Origin of the sequence: Sphingomonas paucimobilis NBRC 13935, assembly GCF_000739895.2 — a bacterium.
GTDB lineage: Bacteria > Pseudomonadota > Alphaproteobacteria > Sphingomonadales > Sphingomonadaceae > Sphingomonas > Sphingomonas paucimobilis.
The window spans coordinates 18,962-40,107 of sequence record NZ_BBJS01000063.1 but is presented as its reverse complement, the minus strand read 5'-3'; the positions used below and the strand labels follow the sequence as shown (position 1 = coordinate 40,107).

21 protein-coding genes and 2 pseudogenes are annotated in these 21,146 nt (G+C 65.3%); 14 read left to right on the top strand and 9 right to left on the bottom strand.

Annotated features, from left to right (window positions below; genetic code table 11):
* Window positions 1–2: 2 nt before the first annotated feature.
* Window positions 3–683, bottom strand: coding sequence for an ABC transporter ATP-binding protein (locus tag SP6_RS18940; protein WP_042469507.1), 681 nt, complete (start codon window positions 681–683; stop codon window positions 3–5).
* A gap of 12 nt (window positions 684–695) precedes the next feature.
* The gene (locus tag SP6_RS18935; protein WP_007404641.1) at window positions 696–1,979 is read right to left on the bottom strand and encodes an efflux RND transporter periplasmic adaptor subunit; all 1,284 of its coding nucleotides are present in this window, start codon (window positions 1,977–1,979) and stop codon (window positions 696–698) included.
* A 150-nt stretch (window positions 1,980–2,129) separates the two neighbouring features.
* On the opposite strand from SP6_RS18935, the gene SP6_RS18930 reads away from it, so the two are divergent.
* On the top strand, window positions 2,130–3,317 hold the full coding sequence (locus SP6_RS18930) for a sigma-54-dependent transcriptional regulator (RefSeq protein WP_232093359.1): 1,188 nt from the start codon (window positions 2,130–2,132) through the stop codon (window positions 3,315–3,317).
* Window positions 3,277–4,428, top strand: coding sequence for a sensor histidine kinase (locus SP6_RS18925; protein ID WP_227876596.1), 1,152 nt, complete (start codon window positions 3,277–3,279; stop codon window positions 4,426–4,428). Before SP6_RS18930 ends, SP6_RS18925 begins: the two co-directional genes overlap by 41 nt.
* A gap of 173 nt (window positions 4,429–4,601) precedes the next feature.
* Here the strand turns inward: SP6_RS18925 and SP6_RS20625 are convergent, their stop codons facing one another.
* Together SP6_RS20625 and SP6_RS18915 are read right to left on the bottom strand one after the other, a co-directional pair.
* Window positions 4,602–4,883 (bottom strand): I78 family peptidase inhibitor, encoded by a 282-nt coding sequence (locus SP6_RS20625; RefSeq protein WP_047866871.1) that lies wholly within the window; start codon window positions 4,881–4,883, stop codon window positions 4,602–4,604.
* Between the two features lie 181 nt (window positions 4,884–5,064).
* Window positions 5,065–7,248: a catalase gene (locus SP6_RS18915; RefSeq protein ID WP_037568305.1), complete on the bottom strand. Its 2,184-nt coding sequence runs from the start codon at window positions 7,246–7,248 to the stop codon at window positions 5,065–5,067.
* 254 nt (window positions 7,249–7,502) lie between these two features.
* Here SP6_RS18915 and SP6_RS21580 point away from each other — a divergent pair, with 254 nt between their 5' ends.
* The 5 genes and pseudogenes from SP6_RS21580 to SP6_RS20620 all read left to right on the top strand — a co-directional run.
* Window positions 7,503–8,477 carry a glycosyltransferase family protein gene (locus SP6_RS21580; protein ID WP_007404686.1) on the top strand — a complete coding sequence of 325 codons (975 nt, stop codon included), beginning with the start codon at window positions 7,503–7,505 and terminating at the stop codon, window positions 8,475–8,477.
* The gene (locus SP6_RS18905; RefSeq protein WP_227876597.1) at window positions 8,456–9,469 is read left to right on the top strand and encodes an acyl-CoA dehydrogenase family protein; all 1,014 of its coding nucleotides are present in this window, start codon (window positions 8,456–8,458) and stop codon (window positions 9,467–9,469) included. The genes SP6_RS21580 and SP6_RS18905 overlap by 22 nt, the downstream gene beginning before the upstream one ends.
* Complete coding sequence (locus tag SP6_RS18900) at window positions 9,466–10,119, top strand: PIG-L deacetylase family protein (RefSeq protein WP_007404508.1); 654 nt, start codon at window positions 9,466–9,468, stop codon at window positions 10,117–10,119. The genes SP6_RS18905 and SP6_RS18900 overlap by 4 nt, the downstream gene beginning before the upstream one ends.
* On the top strand, window positions 10,116–10,718 hold the full coding sequence (locus SP6_RS18895; protein ID WP_007404538.1) for a class I SAM-dependent methyltransferase: 603 nt from the start codon (window positions 10,116–10,118) through the stop codon (window positions 10,716–10,718). The genes SP6_RS18900 and SP6_RS18895 overlap by 4 nt, the downstream gene beginning before the upstream one ends.
* Before the next feature lie 577 nt (window positions 10,719–11,295).
* A pseudogene (locus SP6_RS20620) lies at window positions 11,296–12,137 on the top strand (ATP-binding protein); the annotation flags it as partial.
* On the opposite strand, the gene SP6_RS20180 reads toward SP6_RS20620, so the two are convergent.
* The 5 genes and pseudogenes from SP6_RS20180 to SP6_RS21730 all read right to left on the bottom strand — a co-directional run.
* Window positions 12,134–13,030 (bottom strand): ATP-grasp fold amidoligase family protein, encoded by an 897-nt coding sequence (locus SP6_RS20180; RefSeq protein ID WP_050794156.1) that lies wholly within the window; start codon window positions 13,028–13,030, stop codon window positions 12,134–12,136. The pseudogene SP6_RS20620 and the gene SP6_RS20180 sit on opposite strands and share 4 nt — an antisense overlap.
* 207 nt (window positions 13,031–13,237) lie before the next feature.
* Window positions 13,238–13,438: a DUF3606 domain-containing protein gene (locus SP6_RS18880; RefSeq protein ID WP_037568301.1), complete on the bottom strand. Its 201-nt coding sequence runs from the start codon at window positions 13,436–13,438 to the stop codon at window positions 13,238–13,240.
* A 91-nt stretch (window positions 13,439–13,529) separates the two neighbouring features.
* The gene (locus SP6_RS18875; RefSeq protein WP_037568300.1) at window positions 13,530–14,504 is read right to left on the bottom strand and encodes an SDR family oxidoreductase; all 975 of its coding nucleotides are present in this window, start codon (window positions 14,502–14,504) and stop codon (window positions 13,530–13,532) included.
* A 39-nt stretch (window positions 14,505–14,543) separates the two neighbouring features.
* Window positions 14,544–14,951: a DUF4267 domain-containing protein gene (locus SP6_RS18870; RefSeq protein ID WP_007404574.1), complete on the bottom strand. Its 408-nt coding sequence runs from the start codon at window positions 14,949–14,951 to the stop codon at window positions 14,544–14,546.
* Between the two features lie 36 nt (window positions 14,952–14,987).
* Window positions 14,988–15,179 (bottom strand): annotated as a pseudogene (locus SP6_RS21730) (alcohol dehydrogenase catalytic domain-containing protein); the annotation flags it as partial.
* A 452-nt stretch (window positions 15,180–15,631) separates the two neighbouring features.
* Between SP6_RS21730 and SP6_RS18865 the strand changes: the two are divergent.
* Genes SP6_RS18865 through SP6_RS18835 form a run of 7 tightly spaced genes read left to right on the top strand, consistent with a single transcriptional unit; the run spans window position 15,632 to window position 21,129 of the window.
* Window positions 15,632–16,099, top strand: a complete 468-nt coding sequence (locus tag SP6_RS18865; protein WP_007404495.1) for a c-type cytochrome — start codon at window positions 15,632–15,634, stop codon at window positions 16,097–16,099.
* Window positions 16,081–17,058 carry a cytochrome c oxidase subunit II gene (locus tag SP6_RS21390; RefSeq protein ID WP_197913049.1) on the top strand — a complete coding sequence of 326 codons (978 nt, stop codon included), beginning with the start codon at window positions 16,081–16,083 and terminating at the stop codon, window positions 17,056–17,058. Before SP6_RS18865 ends, SP6_RS21390 begins: the two co-directional genes overlap by 19 nt.
* A complete protein-coding gene (locus tag SP6_RS18855; protein WP_007404650.1) occupies window positions 17,055–18,929 on the top strand; it encodes a cbb3-type cytochrome c oxidase subunit I in 1,875 nt (624 codons plus the stop codon). Before SP6_RS21390 ends, SP6_RS18855 begins: the two co-directional genes overlap by 4 nt.
* The gene (locus SP6_RS18850; RefSeq protein ID WP_007404585.1) at window positions 18,926–19,549 is read left to right on the top strand and encodes a cytochrome c oxidase subunit 3; all 624 of its coding nucleotides are present in this window, start codon (window positions 18,926–18,928) and stop codon (window positions 19,547–19,549) included. Before SP6_RS18855 ends, SP6_RS18850 begins: the two co-directional genes overlap by 4 nt.
* Window positions 19,546–19,854, top strand: a complete 309-nt coding sequence (locus tag SP6_RS18845; protein ID WP_007404688.1) for a hypothetical protein — start codon at window positions 19,546–19,548, stop codon at window positions 19,852–19,854. The genes SP6_RS18850 and SP6_RS18845 overlap by 4 nt, the downstream gene beginning before the upstream one ends.
* Complete coding sequence (locus SP6_RS18840) at window positions 19,842–20,714, top strand: cytochrome c oxidase assembly protein (RefSeq protein ID WP_042469506.1); 873 nt, start codon at window positions 19,842–19,844, stop codon at window positions 20,712–20,714. The genes SP6_RS18845 and SP6_RS18840 overlap by 13 nt, the downstream gene beginning before the upstream one ends.
* On the top strand, window positions 20,707–21,129 hold the full coding sequence (locus SP6_RS18835; RefSeq protein ID WP_037568258.1) for a c-type cytochrome: 423 nt from the start codon (window positions 20,707–20,709) through the stop codon (window positions 21,127–21,129). The genes SP6_RS18840 and SP6_RS18835 overlap by 8 nt, the downstream gene beginning before the upstream one ends.
* Window positions 21,130–21,146: the final 17 nt, after the last annotated feature.

Genomic DNA, 21,146 nt, shown 5'->3' with positions numbered 1-21,146 from the left:
CCTCACATCGCGCGCATGGCGTTGGCGACGATGCGGCCGTCGAGCATGTCGATGCGGCGCTTGGCCATGTCGGCATGGGACGGCGAGTGGGTGACCATCACGATCGTCGCGCCCTCGGCGTTGAGGCCGGTCAGGATGTTCATCACCTGCTCGCCATTGGCGGTGTCGAGATTGCCGGTCGGCTCGTCCGCCAGGATCAGCCTGGGATCGCCGACGATCGCCCGGGCGATGGCGGCGCGCTGTTGCTGGCCGCCGGACAGTTGGTGCGGGAAGTGGCGCGCGCGGTGGGCGATGCCGACCTTGTCCATCGCCGCCGCGACGCGCGTACGGCGGTCCCCACCGCTATCCTTGCGATAGGCGACGCCGAGCGCGACATTCTCCTCGATCGTCAGCTCGTCGATCAGGTTGAAGCTCTGGAAGACGAAACCCAGTGTCGCGCCGCGGAACTTGGCCAGTTCCTTCTCGTCCAGCGCGGCCAGATCGCGGTCGCCAAACAGATAGCGACCGGCGGTGGGCCGGTCGACGGTGCCCAGCGTGTTGAGCAGCGTGGACTTGCCACAGCCCGATGGTCCCATGATGGCGAGGAACTCGCCCGCCTCGACATGCAGGTTGATGTCGGCGAGCGCGGTCGTCTCGACCTCGTCGGAGATGTAGCGGCGCTGGATATTCTCGAGACGGATCACGGTTGGCCCCCGTTAGCGGATGTTAAGGATATCGCCCTTCACGGACGATGTGTTGCTGGTGACGATGCGCTCGCCGCGCTGAAGCCCGGCCAGGATCTCGACCTGTTCGGGATTGCGGCGGCCGGTCTTCACGCTGCGGCGACGGGCATGGGCGCCGTCGGCATCGAGGACGAAGGCGGACGTGCCGCCGCCCGCCTCCAGCCATCCGCCGACCGGCGCGACGAGGGCGGGCGCGGTGCTGCCCAGCGTCACCCGCATATCGAGCGTCTGGCCACGGTTGAGCCCGGCCGGGGGCGCGGCGTCGAAGGTGAGTTCGATGCGGAAGCGGCCATCCTTCACGGCCGGCAGCACCTTCGACACGGTCAACGCCGTGCCGCCGGCGCTCGCACGCTGGCCGACGCGAACGCGACCGAGATAATATTCGTCGACATCGGCGGTCAGCTTCCACGATCCCTCGCTATCGACCTGGCCCGCCGGATCACCGGGCTTGAGCGCCTGCCCCGGCTGGATGGTGAAATTGGTGAGGCGGCCCGCCATCGGCGCGCGGATGATGAGCGCGTCGAGACCGGCGCGCACGGCGGCGAGATTGCGCTCCAGCCGCCCGCGCGTGTCGTCGAGGCGGCGGCCCTGTATGGCGGTGATCCGCGCTTCGGCGGCACCGCCTGCCTGGAGCTGGGCGACGCGCCTTTCCTGATAGACGGCCTCTTCGGCATAGCTTTTCACCCCGGCGTCCGACACGAAGCCCTTGTCGTGGAGCAGCTGGCGGATGCCGAGGTCGCGACGTGCCTTGATCAGGTCGTAATTGGCCTGGGCGATCTGGCCGGCGCGGTCGAGGCGGTTGCGCTCGATGCCGAGATTTTCGCCCGCGAGACCGCCGAGCTGGCTGGCGATCTGCGCTTCGCGGGTCAGCACGTCGAGCTTGAGCGACGGATTGGCCAGGGTCGCCAGCGGCTCACCCTCGGTCACCATCGCGCCGTCCTGGACGATCAGCTTTTCGACCTGTCCGCCCGCCAGCACGCCGACCAGCGTCGTCACCCGCGGCGCCACCGTCGCGCGGACCGGCAGATAGTCGGCGAACGGTGCGCGCGTCACCTCGCCCGTTTCAATATCGGCCCCGGCAATATCGGTGGAGCCCGCCGCCGGGATCAGCCGCCACAGCATGACGCCAGCCAGCATGATCGCCAGACCCACCAGCAACGCCCGTCGCCGCCACCAGGGTCGCGCCGGCCGTTCCACCGGGCGGTCCATCGCCGCGCCGGGAGCGATGCTTGCGTGTATCAGCTGTTCCGTCATCATGGATGGAGTGTCACTGTCCAGCGCCGGAAATGCCAACTTGCTATGACGAAAGACAATTTTCCGTGCTTGCCGAATCATGGCGCGACAGTGGCGGACACTTTGTCCGGAACTGGACAGTCGCAAGCGCCGTCAACCGGTTGGGATGTCTTGTTGGTCGAAGATGATCCGGTGGTGGCGCGGACGACGGAAATCCTCTTCCGCCTCGCCAGGCATCGCCTGGACATCGCGGGCGATCCCGACGCGGCCTTCTCGATGCTGGCACGTCGCCCTTATGACCTGATCCTGCTCGACATGAACTTCACCCCCGGTCGGTCGAGCGGTGATGAAGGTCTGGCCTGTATCGGTCGGATCATGGCGGACGATCCCGGTGCGCGGGTGATCGTCATCACCGCGCATAGCGGCATCCGCATCGCGGTCGCCGCGATGCAGGCGGGCGCGCGCGACTTCCTGATGAAGCCGTGGCGCAAGGATGAGCTCCTTGGCAAATGTGCTGCAGTCATGGCGAAGGCGGCCGAGCCGATCGCGGCACCGGTTCGCGTGGCCGCTGGTGGCAGCGGCGGCATTCTGGGCGAGTCCGCCGCGATCCGGGAGGTGCGAGCGCTGGTCCGCCGCGTTGGGCCCACCGTCGCCAATGTCTGCGTCACCGGCCGCTCGGGATCGGGCCGGACGCTGGTCGCCCATGCGCTTCATGCGGTGTCGATGGATGGCGGCGGGACATTGCCCCGCATCGATTTGCGCGATCCCGAACAGTGGGAGCTGCTCAATGATGTAAGCGGCACCGTATTGCTGCGTCATCCGGATCGGCTTGATGCTGTCACCCAGGCGCGACTGCTCGACCGGCTGACACCGGGCCTGCGCTGCATCAGCATTGCCGACGGCCTTGCGCCCTTGTCGGCGCCGCTGCACCGTCGGCTGTGCACGATCGACATCGCCGTCCCGCCGCTCGCCGCGCGGCGGGACGATGCGGTGATCCTCGCGCGCCATTTCGCCGCGCTGGCGGGCGAGACCTATGGCCATATGCAGGTCCGGATCACCCCGGCCGCCGAGGCGATCATCGCGGTGACCGACTGGCCCGACGAGGTGCGTGGCCTCGCGGCAGCGATCGAGCGGGCGGTGCTGCTGTCCGACGACGGTGTGGTCGACGCCGCTGCCATCCGACCGGCTGGCGGCGCCTCCGCCAGGCCCGATGACGGCCCCGTCTTCGGACTGGACGATGCCGAAAAGCTGATGATCGAGGCGGCGCTGAAGGAGCATCGCCATAATATCTCGCGTGCGGCCACGGCGCTGGGGATCAGCCGTGGCACGCTCTACCGGCGCATGGCGCAGCATGGTCTCTAGGCCGACCCGCGCCGCTTTGGTGCTGGCGCTTTCGCTCGCCTTGGCGGGCGGCGCGGCTGGGGCGGCCTGGTCGTATGGCCTGTGGCTGACGCTGGTGGGGGCCCTGCTGGCCATGGGCTGGTTCGCCATGTTGATCGTGTCAACGATGCGCCGACCTCCGCTGTCGGCATCGCCCACCACAGGCGAGCCCGAGCGGGACGCGGCGCTTCAGCGGTTGCTACTCGATGCCTCGCCGACCGCCTTGCTGCGCATTGATGGCGGTGTCGTCCGCGCGCTCAATCGGGCCGCGCGGCGGATGTTCGACACCGACGACCGGGTGCTGCCGCCGCCACCGCCGCTGCTCGACCCCGATGCCACGCATCTGCGTCACGCCGGGCGGAGCTGGCGGGTGGACCGCGTGGAGGTCGGGACGCAGTCGGTGGTCGCCTTGATCGACGTCGAGAGCGAGGAGCGCACCGCCGAAGCGCGTGCGAGCGCCGAGATGATCCAGGTGCTGGGGCACGAGATGCTCAACGGCCTGATGCCGATCGTCGCGCTGGCCGAGAGCGGCGTCACCGCCGCCCTGGCGGAGGAGCGCGACCCGGCGTTGCTGGTCGAGATCCTCAACACGCTGGCCCGCCGGGCGGAGGGGCTGCAGCGCTTCACCGAGGCGTATCGCTCGCTCGCGCGGCTGCCACCGCCGATGAGGCAGGAGGTCGGCGTGACGGAACTGGTCGAGGATCTGGCGCGACTTTTCGCCAGCCGGTGGCCGGACGTGACGCTGACGGTAAATGTGGCGGAGGATATGCGGGGCATATTCGATCGCGATCAGGTGAACCAGGCGATCTGGGCGTTGCTCCAGAACGCTGTCGAGGCAGCCGTCGAAGCCACGGCGGCTCCGCATGTCCATCTGCTTGCTCTGCGTGAGGATGATGCGCTGGCGATCCATGTCGTCGACAATGGGCCCGGGGTGCCCCCGGATCGCGCATCGACCATGTTCCGCCCGTTCGTCACGACCAAGCCGGCAGGAACGGGCATCGGCTTGAGCCTCGCCCGCCAGATCGCCCAAGCGCATGGCGGATCGGTCGAGCTGGTGTCCCGGTCGCCGACCACAATTCGCCTTAGGATTTAGGGCTGATACGAAAAGGAGTTGAACGAGCGAACAGCCATTCGGAAGCTTTCGCTCCGAGCGAATACCGGCACTCGGGAGATGCCCGGATTACCCTATCCGCTTGGACTTGCGGAGCGATTGACGGAGGTGATCCGCCACAGACGTATCGAGCGCCCCGAGGGCCCTGTCGGTATTTAGCCGCAAGCAGCGGCGACCACCCGGTTGTCGGCGATGGTCACGGTGATACGGTCGATGCGATAGTCCTTGGTCGTCGGATCGCCGGGGGCGATGCGCCGGACCGTTGTGCCGCCCGTGCGGCGAAGGATTGTCGAATCGTCGGGCACCAATTGACCCACCAGTGTCGCGGCAGCATCGGGCCTGCAACTCGTCACACGGCTGTGCTGATTGGCGCTGCCAGAAGCGCAGGCACACAGGCCCAACGCCATCGACAATGCGCTTACCGCTATCATCTTCATCGTCCTATCTCCGTATCAAAAGACCTCGCCATTTGCGGGCCGGATATGAACGATAGACGGCGTCGGCGCCCCGAGTCCTTGGTCGGATGGCCATTTCTCATGGTCCGCGCGCTGCGATAGCGCCGGAAGCCGATAGGCGGACGGGAAGGGCTTTCTCAAACCCTTCCCGTCCCGGTGATAGTTACGCGCCGGCTTGAAGCGATGCTGCGTCGAGATCGACGTTCAGCTCTCGCGGCCAGAAGCGTAGCTCGCGGCACTGGCCGATGAAGGCCTTGGCGTCCTTTGCCTCGGCCAGAGCGATGAAGCCTTCGTCGCGCTCAGTCACCCCGGCTGCTTCGAACAGGATATCAGCGGCCGAGTTATGGCCGATGAATTTGCAGTGTGCGAAGGCATCGGCGACGAAGTCCTTGGCCGTGGCATCCTTGGCGAGCATGGCGACGCCGGCATCCGAGGGAAGGACCGCCACCGCGTCGTACAGGACGGAGGGGCCGCCATCGATCTTCTGCTTGGCGGCGACCTTCGTCCCGTCGTCCAGGGTCACGCCGCCGATCTTGGGCGCCACGGCTTCCCAAAGCGCGCCTTCCGCCTCGAGCGCTTTCGTCACGGCGGTGAACAGTTCGGCGCTGCTGCCGTCGGTCAGCAAAATACCCATCTTGCGGCCTTTGAAATCCTTCGGGCCGTTGGACACAATGCTCAACTTCGACGAAGGCGGCAGGTCCAGCGTTGGCTTGGCAGCCTGAGCCGGCTCGGGCAGGTCGAGGCCGAGCCCATCGGCGACCGTCGCGGCAAGCCCTTCGTCGATCAGGCGCAGGTGCGATACGGCGCGGGCGCGGATGTCGACGCGTTCGACCTTGGACAGTTCGAACACCAGCGCGTCACCGATATGCTTCTGTTCGATCGGCAACTGGCTGACGAAGAATTGCCGTGCCTGGCTATAATGGTCGGCGAAGGTCTCCGCCCGGATGCGCTGCTTGGTGCCCTGCACCTCGGCGGGGAAGCTGCGATAGCCGATGGTCGGATTTTCGCGGGGACCGCCGTCCGCACCCCAGCTATTCGGCTCGTAATTGGCGCGTCCCTTGGGATTGCGCATGGCCATATGGCCGTCCTGCTGGAAATTCATCACGGGACAGCGCGGCGCGTTGACCGGGATATGGGTGAAATTGGGTCCGCCCAGTCGCTTCAACTGCGTATCGAGATAGGAAAAATTGCGGCCGTGGAGCAGCGGATCGTCCGAGAAGTCGATGCCGGGCACGACATTCTGGGTGCAGAAGGCGACCTGTTCGGTATTGGCGAAGAAATTGTCGACATTGCGATTGAGCGTCAGCGTGCCGATGATGCGGACCGGCACCTCTTCCTCGGGGATCAGCTTGGTCGAATCGAGATGATCGAAGGGCAGACGATCGGCCGTTTCCTGGTCGAAGAGCTGGACACCCAGATCCCATTGCGGAAAGTCGCCGCCTTCGATTGCCGTCCACAGGTCGCGGCGATGGAAATCGGGGTCGGCACCGTTGATCTTGACCGCCTCGTTCCACAGCACTGATTGCAGGCCCTGGCGCGGCTTCCAATGGAATTTGACGAAGGTCGATTTGCCCTCGGCATTGACCAGACGGAAGCTGTGGACCCCGAACCCTTCCATGGTGCGGAAGGAGCGCGGGATCGTCCGGTCGGACATCTGCCACATCACCATGTGCCACGCTTCGGGGCTGAGGCTCGCGAAGTCCCAGTAATTGTCATGCGCGGACTGCGCCTGTGGAAAGGCGCGGTCGGGCTCCTGTTTCACGGCATGGACGAGGTCGGGGAACTTGATCGGGTCCTGGATGAAGAAGACTGGGATGTTGTTGCCGACAATGTCCCAATTGCCTTCCTTCGTATAGAATTTGACCGCGAAGCCACGCACGTCGCGCGCGAGGTCCATCGACCCCTTATTGCCCGCCACCGTCGAGAAGCGGACGAACACCTCGGTCTGCTGGCCGACGGTGCTCAGCACATCGGCCTGCGTATAGTCGGCCAGGCTGTCGGTCAGCTCGAACACGCCGTGCGCGCCATAGCCCCGCGCATGGACGACGCGCTCGGGGATGCGTTCATGGTCGAAGTGGAAGATCTTCTCGCGCAGGATGAAGTCTTCGAGCAGCGTCGGCCCGCGCTCGCCGGCCCGCAGGCTGTTCTGATCATCAGCGACGGGAACGCCCTGTTGGGTGGTCAGGGTATGGGCGGCGTCTTCGGTGCTCTGATGGGTTTCGCCGCCATGCCCCTGCGGCTCGGCATAGCGGGTCGGCTGATCGGCTCCGACGGGGCGGGAAGGGGTCTGGGCCGGTGCTTCTCCCTTTGCCTTGCCGTCACCGCGTTTGCTGCTCTGATTGGCCATGATGGTGTCTTTCGCTGTTGAAGGGATCACCATACCAACGCGCGGATCGCCCATTCGCCTTCCCACTAAATGCTTGATATTGATCAAGGCATGGTCGACTCCACTGGCGTAGAAGCATAATGTTGATCGGGATTGGCGGTCCGGTCCCGGCGGCTTTTGCGTCTTCGGAATCTTGGCCGCCGGTGCAGAGGAGGACGGATCTGCTTGATGACGCGCCCGTGATCATTTGCATCCCTGCTCGCAATGAGGAGGCGATGTTACCGGGCCTGTTTGCGGCCATCGGCCAATTGTCCATCGATTGCGACGCGTTGCACGTCTGCCTTTATCTTGACGATTGCGCGGACGGCAGCGTCGAGCTGCTCAGCCAGATCGGCCCGACCTTGCCTTTCCGCCTGACCGTCGCGCATGGTGGCCGGGGCGGGGAGCCCAATGCGGGGGGCGCCAGGCGCGCCGCGCTGGCAATGGGCCTGGACCTTCTCGCCGGACGCGAAGGGCTGTTGCTCACGACCGACGCCGACAGCCGGCCGCATCGCGACTGGATCGTGGCGGGGCGCAGGGGTTTGCGAGAGGCGGAGGTCGTCGCGGGGCGCATCATTCGCATCCATGGCGCGGCCGATGCCCAGCAATGCCGGATCGAGCATTATTATGACCGGCTGCACCGATACAGGCGCGCCATCGACCCGGTACCGTGGGAGGCGCGGGACACTCATCATTTCAGCGGCGGTGCCAATATGGCGATACGGGCATCCTCTTATCGCATGATCGGAGGTTTCGTGCCGCTTCCCTCCGGCGAGGACGCTCGGTTGCTCGACGATGCGGCGCGTGGCGGGTTGCGGGTCCGTCGCGACGCGGCGATGGTGGTGGAGACATCCTCTCGCCGTCAGGGGCGGATCGCAGGGGGGCTGGCGGGCCTGCTGCGCGCGCTCGACCAAGGCGAGCAGCCAGTCCTGGCCGATCCGCGCGGCGCGGCATGGCAATGGCGGGGCCAGGCGGATGCTCGGCGGAGCTTCGCCATGATGGACCGCAGCGATGTCCGTATCATACTGGGCGAGCGGCTTGGTCTTACCGCGGACCACCTGCTGGGGGTCGCCCGGGATTGCCCCAATGCAGAGGCATTCGCGATGCGCGTCGTCCCGGCGCCCCCGGTCCATGCCGGCATGGTCTCACTATCGGAGGCGGAAGATATCCTGACCGAATTGGAAACCCGATGGTGCGACATCGCGGCATGAGCGCCATGGCCGTCAGCCTGCAAAGCGCGATTGCGGAGTCCGGCTGGGCGGATCATCCCCCCGGCGATCCGCAGTCCGCCGGGGATTATATCGCGCTGCTGACGCGCCTATACGACATCGGCCGTCGTGATCTGCCGCTCGGCCGCCTGGTCGAGGGGCATGTCGATGCGGTCCAGATCGTGCAGCGTTACGGATCGACGACTCAGGTCGATCGGCTGAAATATCTGCTCGCGAAAGGTGCAACGCTCGGGGTGTGGAATGCGTCGCTGGCGGGAGAGGCGGTGCGGCTGGATGGCGATAGGCTGACCGGTGGTAAGAGCTACGCATCGGGTGCCGGGGTCTTGAGCCACGCGCTGGTCACGGTGGATAGGCCAAGCGGTCCGCAATTGCTGCTGCTCGATCTGGCGCGGGTCGTGCCATTGATCGATCGCGACTGGTGGCGGGTGACGGGCATGCAGCGGTCCGAAACGCATCAGGTCCGGTGGGATGGCGCGTTGATCGAGGAGGCGGATCGGATCGGCGCGCCCGGCCTTTATGCCCGCGAGCCCTTTTTCAGCGGCGGGGCGTTGCGGTTCGTGGCGGTCCATGCCGGTGGTATGGCCGGGATTTTCGATCAGGCCCGTGCTCATCTGGTGGAGACGGGGCGCGCCGAGGATCCCTTCCAATCCGCGCGTCTGGCCGAATTGTTCGGGCTGGCGGATAGCGCGGCGGCCATCCTGAGGAGGACGGCGCGGCTGTGGTTCGAGGAAACGGCCGGGGATGAGGCGCGGTTGGCGCGGGTCGCCGCCGCACGGCTGGCCGTGACCGATGCGGCCGAGCGCGCCATCATGGTCGCGCGGGAGGCGGTGGGGCTGGCCGGGCAGTTCGTGCAGCATCCGCTATCGGCCCTGCTCAGCGATCTGGCCGTCTATCTGCGCCAGCCGGCCCCCGATGCCCAACGCCTTCGGGTCGGGCGGGCGGCGCAACAGGGCCTCCTGGTACCATCTCTGTGAGACTGAGGCTTGGAGGCGTTCGAAAGGCGATCATCGTCGCACCGCATCCCGATGACGAGGTGATCGGGGCGGCCGGACTGATCCACGCCTTGCAGCGGCAGGGCAGCAAAGTACGGGTCATCGTGGTCAGCGACGGGGCGGCATCGCATCCGAACAGCGAGAAATGGCCCTCAGCTCGCCTGATCGCCGCGCGGGAGCGGGAGACGCGGCACGCGCTGCGCCGTCTGGGCGTCTACAAGGGCGCGGTGACGTTCCTGCGCCTGCCGGATGGGGGTTTGCCGGACGCTCATAACCGTTGCCGCAAAGGGCTGCATCGGCAACTTCGCCATCACCCGGACATGGATTTGCTGGTCGGCCCCGCCGTTACGGATGCGCATCCCGATCACCGAGCGGTTGCGATGGTGCTTCAGGCCTTCCGTTATGATGGACGGCGCCTGACCTATCAGGTCTGGCCGCCGCAGCGCCGGATGGCGGCGCGTGGTCGAACTGTCTCGCTATCGCGCGGCGCGGCGGCGAAGCGGTCGCTGATCCGGGTGCATCGGACCCAATTGGGCGCGATCACCGACGATCCTCAGGGCTTTTCCATCGCCCGGCATGAATTGGAGGTCTTTGCCCATCCGGTCGAGCATTTCGTCGAGGCAAGGCGATGAAGGCGATCGACCTCAGCGGCTTTGCCGCGAAGTTCGCGGCGGACGAGGACCCCTGGCGAACCTTCTCCAACCGGGATGAGGCGGTGAAGCGCGCGGCGATCCTGCACGCGCTCGGCCCAGGTCCGCTGGGCAGGGTCCTGGAACTGGGAAGCGGCAATGGATCGAACAGCCGCGCCATCGCCCCACGCGCGCTTCGGCTGGATGCGACGGAGGGTACGGGGGAGGGCACCCGCCTGACCGCGCGGGCGATCGCATCCTGGCCCCGCGCGCAGGCGATCACGCTGGCACTGCCCGCCCGGCTCCCCCGGCGGGACTATGATGCGATCGTCATTGCCGAACTGCTCTATTATCTGTCGCCTCGCGCGATGCGGCATGTCGCGACCAGCGTCGCCGAAGCGCTACGGCCGGGAGGACGTCTGGTGCTGGCGCATCACCGTATCGACTATTACGACTTTGCGCAGCATGCCGCCGCTATTCAGGAGCGCTTTCTGCGCCTGACCGATGCTTCCTGGCGGATACGGACCATAGGCCGCCGAGCCCGGTGGCACGTCATCCTTGCACAGAAAACCGGTACACCGCGCATAAGTGTGCCGGACTAGCATTACATGTGTTTTTGATTGGCTGTGGACGCATTGCGCGGTGGCCTGACGTGCATGTCGCCAGCATGACCGGGCGACGATGTGGCGAGGTTCGATACGGTGCTGGACCGGCCGGATGGACGATGCGGTGGATCTCCTGGATGGACCAGCGGGATCAGGTCGGAGACCTCGTCCGGATTGTCTTTGGGGGCGTGACATTGGCGCGGGGGCGGATGGGGGGGCGATCGGCTGCATCTCTCGGGCATCACCCCGGCACTGGGCCCCATAGCTGCCAAAACTGCCATCGCCGAAGCGGCTAGCGCGCGGGGTATCGCCGTGTCGTTCGATGGCAACTGGCGCGGGAAATTAAGGGTGTGCTGGGCGGTGGCCCGTAGCGATTCTTACTCGCCTCGTCGCGTTCGCGGGCCTGATGTTCGGCAATCACGGCGACATCGCGTTGCTGCTCGGCCGTGACGACTTTGTGAGGAAGGGGAGAACCGCCGCCGCACCGCCGAGGCCGCCTTTTCCGCGCCTTCAGTCGATCGCCACGACGTCACGCCCTGTCGTGCACGTCGACCTGCATCGTCTTTCTGTCCGCATCCATACCCGTTATGTCGCGCAGGCGGATCTATGGGCTGCTCTGGTAGATCCCAATCGGTTGGAAAATGCCCTGCTCAATCTCTGCATCAACGCACGGGACGCGATGCCGGATGGGGGGAAGCTAACCATCGAAGCGCCCAATCGGATACTGAACGAACGCATGGCACGTTTCCACGAAATGGAGCCGGGGCGCTATGTCGCCGTGTGCGTGTCCGATACGGGGACCGGGATGACGCCCGATGTCGTCGCCAAGGCGTTCGACCCGTTCTTCACTACCAAGCCGATCGGCGTCGGCACCGGCCTTGGCCTGTCGATGATCTATGGCTTTGCCCGCCAGTAGGGTGGCAACGTTCGCATCCATTCCCATCCCGGACAGGGCACGACCGTCTGTATCTATCTGCCCGCGCATATCGGCCGCGCCGAGGCGGAAGACGATGTCGCCGACCTGGCCGATGCCCCCCCGCCAGGTCGGGCGAGACCGTGCTGATCGTCGATGATGAGCCATCGGTGCGAATGCTGGTCACCGACGTGCTGGAAGAACTGGGTTATACCGCGATCGAGGCGGCCGACGGAGCGGCGGGGCTGAGCGTTCTGCAATCCGATGTGCGGATCGATCTTCTGGTTTCGGATGTCGGTTTGCCGGGTGGGATGAATGGGCGTCAGATGGCCGATGCTGCCCGGGTGACCCGACCTGATTTGAAAGTCCTGTTCATCACCGGCTTTGCGCAGAATGCCGCGGTTGGCAACGGGCAGCTCGAACCGGGTATGCATGTCATGACCAAGCCCTTTGCCATGGAAGCCATGGCGACGCGGATCAAGGCGCTGATCGAAGGGGGCTAGATCGCCTTCCACGCCTTGCGGAGCGCGTCCATGAGGGTGCGGCTATAGATATGGTGCGTCGCCGTTTCCCGATGAACACCGGCGCTGGATGGCGCGATGCCCAGCGACGCGGCGGGCGTGAAGGTGAGTTCTCCGAAATAGATGCCGTCGCGACCGTCGTACAGGTCGATGCGGACGAACTCGAACGGCGCCGATAGCGCTCGGGCGGCGGCGATCATCGTATCCAGCCGGTCGCGCGTCGCCATGGCGAAACCGTTTGGCGCGGTCAGGCCATCGCTTTCGTCCATCGCATCGAATTGCGGCACATGGAACAAACGGCTCCACGGGTGTTCGAACCGCCCATGGTCGATCTGGCACAATAGCGGCTCGCCATGGATGCAATGGAACTTGTAATCGTCGGGCGGTCCCGAGCGATGCGCCGGTATCAGCGTTTCGACGATGATCTTTCGCGGCAGTCGCCAATATTGCATTTCGCGCAGGATCGCGGCGTAATCGATCGAAGCCAGGTCATATAGTCCACGCAAAGCCACAGGATCAACGAGATCGCGCAGGAACACGACGCCGCCACTGGCATGGGTCGGCTTGGCGACGGCGTCCGTATCGATATACGGATGAAGCCGGTCGAAGAGTTCCTCGGGCGAGGTCAATGTCTCGACCGGCATGACGGCCAGCGTCTCCGGGACGTGGAGGGTGGGGAAACGTCGCTGTGCCTCGGCCTTAGCCGTTTCCTTGTCCACAAAGGTCCGTTGTAACACGGACCAATTCGGATCGACCATCCGGTCGTAAATGACGTCGTTGATCAGTGCATCGGGATGGTGTGGCGTGAGAGGTGCACGGCCGAACTTGCGCGCAAATGGCACGGAAGCCGCCCAATCATTGGTCGCCCGCGTCATGGGGATGCACCAACCGTCGGTCCCGTCTCGGTTCGAGTTATCATTCAGGGGTGACGGCGTGGTGGCCATACTCACAAGTTCCGGTTGTGGACGGACGGCCCAAGGTGGCGAGCAGCGCATGGGGGCCAGGTGTTTTGGCGATCAGGCGATACGCGTCCAAAAGCGGCTGCGAGCGCTAGGAATATTCAAGCGACCGGCCAAGCCGTTTCATCCAGCGCCGCGTCGACCCGTCAGTTTTTCCGCTGCAGCGTCCAGCTCGGCGCGATCATTGCCGATACGCTCGATCAATTCGCGAGCCTGCCCCTGAGATAGCCCATGCTTCGAAGCAAAATACGCGACTTCATAGGGTTCTTCGCCAGCGACCCTGCTACGATCTTGTTGGCCTTGCTTGCTTTTGTCGTCGGTCATCATTTCCTCCTCATTTCAGATAGGTAACGCCCTCGACATCCGATCGTCCCATATGCCGATAGCGGCGGGCATCGATAGGGCGAGGACGAGGCTATTGGCGGCGCATCGCCAATGCGCTGATCACGGCGAGACCACCGAGCGCGGCACTCACGCCCATGATGCCAGCCTTCCGTCGCCGTTCGGGGTGGCGCCGACCGCCATCGACTCCACTGGGTGTTGCGGGTGGCGTGAACAGCGCGCCGCTACTGTCTCCACCACCATCGGCCTTGCTGGTCCAACTGTCCATGAAGCCGTTCATGATTCCGGCCGCCAGATTGGGGATGAGCAACTGGTTCAGCTTCAGGACGATCGCGGGGGCACCGACCGCGGTCGTATTGCGCGGGTGATCGGCAAGGCGGACGACCGCCTTGGCCACGGTTTCCGGCGTCAGCGAACCGGGGGGTAGCGACAGCTTCACACCCGTGTAATTCCCGGCGTGATCGATGCCGGGCGTATCGACGAAGGTCGGATAGACGTCGCAGATGTGGATGCGCGGGTGCTTCGACAGCTCCCCGCGCAACGCCTCGCTAAACCCGCGCAGCCCGAATTTACTGGCTGCATAGGCGGCCGCATAGGGGGTCGCGACAAACCCACCGACCGAGATCATGTTGATGAAAATGCCATGATCCTGTGCCAGGAAGATCGGCAATACCGCGTGCGCGTCATTCATATGGCCGAGCAGATTGGAGGCGACGACCTGCGCGTGGTTCGCGATCGGTACGTCTTCATACCGCCCGACGACTCCCACGCCGACATTGCTGAACCAGACGTCGATCCCCCCAAGCGTCTCGGCTGCCTCGGCCGCAAATTCGGCGACGGCTGGCGCGTCGGTTACGTCGAGGACCCGGACATGGGCCTGCCCGCCCACGGCACGACATTTCGCGGCAATATCGTCGAGCCCCGCTTGCCCTCGTGCGGCCAGCATCAAGCGCGCGCCCTGCCTGGCGAACGCAATGGCCGTCGCCGCGCCGATGCCACTGGAGGCACCGGTTATGACGACGCGTTTCGCTGTTCGATTTCCTGCCATGCCGTTCACCTCGACTTTGGATTGAAAAACACGACGATTTCAGATGGTTGTCGTTCCCGGTGAGGCTGTTTTGATGAGGCGGCGTCCCCAAAATGCCATGGCCGCGAAGCACAGCGCACTGGTCGCATGCAGGACATAGTGAAGGCCGGAGCTGCACTGTGAGAGGATCAGCAATGCCATGTCGCCCATCGGAATGACGACCGTCGCGGCGCTGAGGATCGCCAAGGCCCGCACCGATCCCGCATAAGCCAACCCGATCAGATAGGCTGACAAGGTCAGATCACGAAAGCCCAAGGCACGGACGTAGAGCAGCGTGCCCGAACCATCACCCGCTACGCCATAAATCGCGGCACCAGCCTTTGGCATGACCACGAACACCAGACCAAGCAGCAGGAAGAGCCCGCCCAGGATGCTGGCAAACCATAGGAACAGGCTTTTCCGGGTCACGAAATGACGGCTTTTAACGCAAGGTCTCTCCATGGCTCAGACCGCTGGTTCGAGCCCGACCTTCAGGCAGCCGGACTGGCGCATTGGGCATAATGCCCGGCGCGACCATAGGAAGTATGGCTGCGGGCCATGGGTCGAGATCACGACACGATCGCCGACCTTGGACCCGCACACCAAGTCTCCCAATGCCTCGACCACGCCGACGCCTTCATGGCCGATGATCGTGCCGACCCGAACCCCCGCAAATTGCCGATGTAGTCAGGCGAACAAGGGTGTCGGCCGGTTCCTGAATACGGAGTTTAGGCACCGCGTCGCTCCGGACATCGCCGATACCGTGCCAGACGGCTGCTTTCATCACACGTTCCTCACTTCATAAGGGATAACGGGGGTAGAAGGAGCGCGTTCCGAATTCAGGTTCGCCAAACATGTTATTGCGAACAGCCGCTCTGTATTTCTGATCGTTTGTTGGCGGAGGCTATAATTCTTGCGCATAACGTAAAATATTAGAAGCTTTAAGTGGATCACTGATCCATGAGAGCCGCGAGCACGATATGTTGACATGGATCATCGAAAACTTCGAATTTTCGATTAAAGATGTCCGTCATTGTTGTCGGAGCGCGGTGTGGCGGAGAGGCGAAAGCAGGGGAGTGATGCCAGCCTGATCCGGTGCGCATCGAACCATGTCCGCGACTGATATGCGGGGGGCACGATCTGCTATCCTCGCCATGCTGCTTTGCGGGTGCAGCAAGGAGGCACGTGAGGTCGGTCCGACCGTGCCGCAAACAGCACCCATCGGCGAGCGGGACCCGCGCATCCCGTATTATCAGGACAATTTCTGGCAGATCGCGCAGGGCGGCCGATATTTCCTCTATTATGGTTGCGCCGGATGCCATGGCGAGGGCGCGCCGGAGCCGCGCGACCTGACCGATCGCCGATGGAAGCGGGGCGGGGGCTTTGCCACGGTCTTCACATCGATCGCGCATGGTCATGGCGACCGGGCCTATGCGACGCGCATTCCGGTCGAGCAGCTTTGGCAGTTGACCGCCTATGCCCGCGATCTGCAGCGCCACACGCCCGAGAAGCGACGGCGACAGGCACTCGACCAGCAGGCCGAACCCCGGGGGGCGGCATGGTCGGGACCGCAATGATGCGGATCATCGTGACGGGTGCGCTGCTGTCGCTGGCCGGGTGTCAGGGCATTCAGTCGCCGCTGGCACCGGGGGGTGATCAGGCGGCGGCGTTGCACGGTCTGTTCCTCCTGATGATGGGCGTTTGCGGCGTCATCTATGCGCTGGTTCTCGGCGGGTTGGGCTGGAGCCTGTGGCGCGTCCGTTCCGCAAGCGAGGCGGCGGACGTGCCCGAGCATGGCCTGTGGGCGGTGGCCATCGTGATCGTCGTCGGTCTCACCATCCTCATCATCGGCAGCTTCGTCGCAGACCGCGCGGTGTTCGCCTCGCGAGCGCACGGCGCGATGATCGTGCGCGTGACCGGACACCAATGGTGGTGGCGGATCGAATATCGCGACCCAGCCACCGGCCGCTGGATCGAGACCGCCAACGAGTTGCACCTGCCACGCGGCCGGACGACGCGGCTTGCGCTGGGCTCGGCGGATGTGATCCACAGCTTCTGGGTGCCCAATGTCGCGGGCAAGCTCGACATGATCCCCGGGCGCCGCAATATCCTGGACCTGACGCCGCGCCGGATCGGCTGGTTTCGCGGCCAGTGCGCCGAATTCTGTGGAACCCAGCACGCGCATATGGCGCTCGACGTGAAGATAGAGAGCCCCGCCGCGTTCGATGCCTGGCTGGCGACGCAGGCGCGACCGGCCGCCGCCATCGCGTCGCGCGGGGCGGCGGTCTTCGCGGGGTCGTGTGCCGCCTGTCACACCATACGCGGAACAGGCGCGTCGGGGCGGGTGGGGCCGGACCTGACCCATGTTGCAACGCGCCGCTCGATCGCGGCAGGGACATTGACCATGACGCGGGGCAATCTTCAGGGTTGGATCGCCCAGCCCCAGGCCTTGAAGCCCGGCACCGCGATGCCGAGCGTGCCATTGTCGGGGCCCGATGCCGATGCGCTCGCCACCTATCTGGAGCGCCTGCGATGAGGCCCGATCAGACGCGGCTGGACCGGCTGTCGCTGACGTGGCGCGACCCGCCGGGGTTGTGGGGGTTCCTGACCACCGTCGATCACAAGCGGATCGCGGCGCGCTATATCGTCACCGCGCTGCTCCTGATGTTCCTCGCGGGCATGTTGGCGCTCGACATGCGGTGGCAGCTGTCGACACCTGAAAATGTCCGCATGGGGCCGCAGCTCTATAATGAGAGCTTCTCGCTGCACGGGTCGACGATGCTGTTCCTCGTCTCGGTGCCGGTCATGGAGGCCATGGCCTTCTGGCTGGTTCCCTTGATGCTGGGACAGCGCAACATGGCGTTTCCCCGACTGGGGGCGTTCAGCTATTGGCTGTATCTCGGTGGTGTGCTGACGCTGTGGATCAGCCATGCCCTGGACATCACCCCCGATCTGGGCTGGTTCGAATATCCCCCGCTCAGCGGCCCTGCCTATGCCCCCGGCCACCGCGCCGATATCTGGGCGCAGATGATCACCTTTACCGAGGTCGCGGCTCTCGCCGCCTCGGTCAATGTCGCGGCGACGATCCTGAAGATGCGACCGCCCGGCATGACGCTGGCGCGGATGCCGGTCTTTTTGTGGGCGATGCTCGTCGCGTCGATCATGACGATCCTGTCGATGCCCGCGATCATGCTGGTGACGTCGATGCTGATCGCCGACCGCCTGGTCTCGACCCATTTCTTCTCGCCCGCCGGGGGCGGGGACGTGCTGCTGTTCCAGCACCTCTTCTGGTTCTTCGGCCATCCGGAGGTGTACATCATCTTCGTGCCCGCAACCGGATTCGTCTCGGCGATCGTCGAGACGTTTTCGCGCCGCCCGCTCTTTGGGCATTCGGTAATCGTGCTGGCGATCCTGTCGATCGGCGCGCTCGCTTTTGGTCTGTGGGTGCACCACATGTTCGCGGTCGGGCTCCCGCGTCTCGGCAACAATTTCTACACCGCCGCCAGCATGGCGATCGCTCTGCCCGCCGGACTGCAGATCTTTTGCTGGATCGCCACGATATGGAGCGGACGGCCCTGGCTGGCGACGCCGATGCTGTGGGTGATCGGCTTCGTCACGACCTTCGTGATCGGCGGCCTGTCGGGGGTGATGACCGCGTCGGCGGCGCTCGACCTGCAACTGACCGACAGCTACTTCATCGTGGCGCATTTCCATTATGTGCTGGTCGGCGGCGCGATGTTCCCGCTCTTCGGGGCGTTCTGTTACTGGTATCCCAAGGCGACCGGGCGGATGATGTCGGAGCGCTGGGGGCGGATCGCCTTTGCGCTGATCGTCGGCGGGTTCAATCTGGGCTTTTTCCCGATGCACCTGCTCGGCCTGCTGGGCATGCCGCGCCGGGTCTATACCTATCCTGCGGGCATGGGGTGGGAAGGGCTGAACCAGGTCGCGACCCTGGGCAGCGTGATTGCGGTGGCGGGCGGTCTGGTGTTCGTCGCCAATGCCCTGGTCTGTTACTGGCGGGGGGCGCCGTCCGGGGCGGACCCATGGGGCGGCTCGACGCTGGAATGGGCGGGCGAGGCGCCCGCGCCGTCCTGGAACCTCGCCTATACCCCGATGGTCGACAGCCTGACGCCGATGTGGAACGGCGGCGCTCCGTTGCGCGTCGCGGACGGGGTGGCGATCGAGCGACGCGAGGTACTCATCACCTCCGTCACCGATGCCGATCCGCTTTATCGCCAGAAAAGCGCGTCGCCCTCGATCTGGCCGCTTCTGTCCGCGCTGGCGGTCAGCGTGATGTTCATCGCCAGCATCTTCACGCCCTGGGCGATCGTGGTCGGAGCGGTGCCGATCGGCGCGGCCCTGACCGGCTGGTTCTGGCCGCAGCGCCCGCGAAGGAACTGCGGATGACCACGTCACCCCCACGCCCGTTCGAGGTCGTCGCCGACCTGTCGAGCCTGCCGTCCGGTGCGATCGGCGCTCGGCACCTGGTCTGGTGGGGCAATGTCGGTTTCATGGTCATCGAAGGGACGGGCTTCGCACTGGCGGCGGCGGCCTATCTCTATCTGATGACGCAGAGCACCGTCTGGCCACCAGTCGGAGATGCGCTGCCCGGACTGTTGTGGGGCGGGGTCTTCACCGCCGCGCTGGTGCTCAGCACCGTGCCGAACCTCTGGGTGCTGCGTTGCGCCCGCGCCAAAAAGGCGGCGGCGGTGCGCTGGGGCATGGCAGGGCTGGTCCTGATCGGCCTGATCCTGATGGCTCTGCGCGCGGCGGAGTTCGCTCATCTGGGGGTGCGATGGGACCGGGACGGCTATGGCTCGGTCCTGTGGCTGCTGCTGGTGCTCCATACGACGCATATCGTGACCGAATGGGCCGAATGCGCGGTCCAGGCGATCTGGCTGTTCACCCATGAGATCGGTGACGACCAATTCTCCGACGTGGAGGACAATGCCAATTACTGGTCCTTTGTCGTCCTGACCTGGCTGCCGCTCTATGCGTTGATCTATTGGGCGCCGAGGGCGCTATGAGGATCCGTGCCCGAGCCTGGATCGCGCTCGTCCTGCCGCCGATCATCTGGTTCGCCTTCGAGCAGGGGCTGTCGGCGGTGCTGCACGGCGATTGCACGCGCTCGGGCTTGGGGATCGGCTGGGGTGTCATCAGCCTCGCCCTGTGCCTTGGTGCCCTGTGGTTCGGTTGGCCGTATCGGACGCGGCAGAGCCCGCTTTCGGATGTCTGGCTGACACGGTCCGCCATGCTGGTAGCGGGCTTCTTCGCGCTCGCGATCCTCTTCCAGACGCTCGCCATTCTATGGATTCCGTCATGCGTCGCGTGAAAGCTATGGCCGCGCTGGCGTTCCTCGCCGCGCCCGCCTGGGCGCATGACACTGGGCAGCCCCATGACGAGCCACCCGGCTGGACTCTCGATCCCTGGATCATCGTACCACTGCTGTTCGCGCTGCTGCTGTTCGCGACCGGGTGGCGGCGGCTGGCACGGCGTTCGGGCCGGGGCAGGGCGCCATGGGGGCGGCGGGCATGGTTATTCGCGACGGGGTGGTTGATCCTCGGCATCGCGCTCGTCTCGCCGCTCCATGACGCGGGGGAGCGATCCTTCGCGGCGCATATGTTCGAGCATGAGTTGATCATGCTGGTCGCCGCGCCGTTGCTGGTGCTGGCCGAGCCTTTGCCCGTGATGCTGTGGGCTTTCCCGGCGGCCGGGCGGCGCGCCATCGGTTCGCTGGTCATGGCGCCCGTCATCGCGGTGCCGTGGCGCATGGTTTCGGCCCCCGTGACGGCGACGCTGGTTCAGGCGACGGCCTTGTGGTTGTGGCATGCGCCCGTCCTGTTCGACCTGGCGCTCGCCCATGAAGGCTGGCACGCGGCGCAGCACCTGTCGTTTCTGGCCAGTGCGCTGTTCTTTTGGAGTGCAATGCTCGGCCGCCACGTCGCGGCCGGAACCGCCGCATTGTGCCTGGTCGCGACCTCGATCGTCTCGGGCGCGCTGGGGGCCTTGATGGCCTTTGCGACGAGCCCGTGGTATGTCGGTTATGCCCGGCTGGGCCTTGCGCCCTTCGGTCTGACGCCCGCCGAGGATCAGCAACTGGCGGGCCTGCTGATGTGGGTGCCGGGCGGTGTCGTCCATGCGGCTGCCGCGTTGATCGTCATGCGGCGTCTGCTGAGGACTGCCGATGTATAGACGCCCGGTGCCTGCGACACTGATGTGGCTTGCCGCCTTGTTCGGGCTCGCGATGCTCGCGGCGGTCATCGGAGGGATAGCCCTTTATGCCGAGACCCGCGCAAAGACGCGCACGCATGCCGAGGCGATCACCGGTGGACGGATCGATCGCGGGCGTGTGGCCATCGTGCGACGCGGGTGCGGCGGCTGTCACGATATTCCCGGAATCACGGGCGCGTCCGGCAGGGTAGGGCCACCCCTGTCCAGGATCGCCACCCGTGCGCATATTGCGGGCGCCTTGCCCAACGATCCCGACACGATGACACGCTGGCTGATGCGTCCCCAGAGCATGCGTCCCGGCACTGGTATGCCGGAACAAGGGCTGAGCGAGGCGGAAGCGCGCGCGATCGCGGCCTATCTCTATACCCTGGATTGACCGCCGATCGTCAAAAA